The organism is Luteibacter sp. P4_E6, assembly GCF_056401535.1.
Genome location: NZ_JBFUJE010000636.1, coordinates 1 through 2,039 on the forward strand (window position 1 = coordinate 1; position 2,039 = coordinate 2,039).

At 60.8% G+C, this 2,039-nt stretch carries 1 protein-coding gene; it reads right to left on the bottom strand.

The annotated features are described in order from the left end of the window. The coding region (locus AC1DT2_RS21760) for a DUF4011 domain-containing protein (protein WP_477298684.1) at positions 1-2,039 on the bottom strand (2,039 nt) is incomplete at both ends.

Sequence of the window (2,039 nt, forward strand, 5' to 3'; positions counted from 1 at the left end):
AAATAGACTAGTGCCCTTGGCGGCGAGAACCGCACGCGCGCTCCCAAYGTCGATATCCCAGCCGACGTCAGTGACCTGGCTGCCCAACGTCGCTCGAGCTGCTTCGAGCTCACCAACCGCGGTAGCGAGCTCGCCCGCCCGCTCGACACCCCCGTCCCAAAGTTCCGAGGCGAACGTCTCAGGACTGGCCGGAGGCGCACTGGCTACGCGTTCGCCAATTTTGGCCAGGCGCTGCAGTTCGTTGGTGGTAGGTGAAGTCTCCCGTCCCAAGGCGTGGGCCAAGCCCTTGCCAGCGTGGATGATGACGCTCGCCGCATCGGCAACTTCGCGCAGGTGCCCGATGCCGGCGCTGCTGAAGCCGGAAGGCAGCTCGCCGAAGGCGAGGCGCGGCTCAGAGACATCTGTCGTCCAAGCTGACTCTGTGACGCGCGATGACAGCGCCTGACGGACTTCCTCGTAACGACGCCCATCGAAAAGCACTGCATCGATTGCGCTGGGCTCTTGCCACAAGTCGTGCCCCATAGCACGGGCAGAGAGTGCCGGAGCGCTGGCGACCCTGCGAGCCAGTATCGCCAGTGCCGGCAGATCAGTCAGACGTCGCGGCGCGTCTGCTTCCAGTAGCGTTGCGAGTGCACCGATATGGTTTCGGGCGGTACTGAACTGAGTGGCCAAGCTGCTGACCCTGACGACAAGGCGATCGCGATCGGCCGGGGTGATGGCCTCAAGATTAACGCCGACCCAGGCGTGATCGGCAGGAATTCCGAGATGCTGGATGCGCTCAACGAGGTCCGCCAACAGATCCCGGCGACGCGCAAAGCCGTCCTCGCCCCACGTATCGGGTTGGACCAGCTGCAGGTCGTTCGCTTCGACCCCCAACTGCCGCAGCCGCGTAAGCTGGGCCATCACCTGGAAAGGAGAGAGCCCGGATGCTTTGTCCAGCTCGTGAAGTCGGATCGCATGGCCGTTAAGGTCATCGCGCGCCTCGGTTAGCCGTGCGATCAGGCTCCCTGGGGACGACGCGCGCGGTGCGCCCAGTTCCCATGTGCGTCGCAGCTCCTCGAGAACGGCGCGCTTGTTGGCTTTGTTACTGTRCAATTCGAGGCATGCGTCGCCAACGCCCTTCTCGTCGAGGCGTCGCTTGACTACATCCAGAGCTGCCATTTTCTCAGCAACGAAGAGGACGGTCTTACCGTCCTTGATTGCTGAAGCAATGACGTTGGCGATGGTCTGACTTTTGCCCGTGCCAGGCGGCCCCTGAATGACCAGATCACGCCCTCGGCGCACCTCGTGGATGGCCATCGCCTGCGAACTGTCGCAATCCATGATGTGGAGCATGTCAGCTGGCGAGATAACCGGATCTACATTCGCGTTCTCGTCCAGCATCCCTTCGCCACCTGGAAAACCTTCGGCGAGCAGGCCTTTGATCAGGTCGCGATCTATCAGACTGGCGCCCTTGGGCCACACGGCCGGATCGAGGTCGCGATACATCAGGAACTTGGCGAAGGAAAAGAAACCGATCGACACCTCATCAGGAACAACTTCCCAGCCCTCTTTCGCCTGGACCGTCTCTTGGACACTGGAGAAATAGGCCTCGATATCGAATGAATCGTTTGCTTCAAAGACGGGCATGCGCAGCGCGTGAACGCGGTCCAGATAGGCCTCGAGCGAAAGATTGGAGGCGATATCTTCCTGGCGCGCCTTTACCTTGAAACGCTCGCCTGCCGTACCTCGATCGAGTGAGACCGGAACCAGAATGAGCGGGGCAAAACGGATGTTCGCCGCGTTATTCGGGTCGATCCACTTCAGAGCGCCCAAGGTAAGGAAGAGGACGTTGACGCCCTGCTCCTCTTCCAGAGTGCGGGAGTCCAGATAGAGCTCGAGAAGGCGCTTCTGCAGACCCTTGCCGGTCAGTCGCGTTTGCAGCTTGGTGTCTGCATGGCGTCGAAAAATGCCACGGTCGTCGATCGAATCGTCATCAGGTTGCGCAAGATCGTCAATTTCATCTTTTTCTGTACCGGTTTCGTCGACCAGTGCAGCAT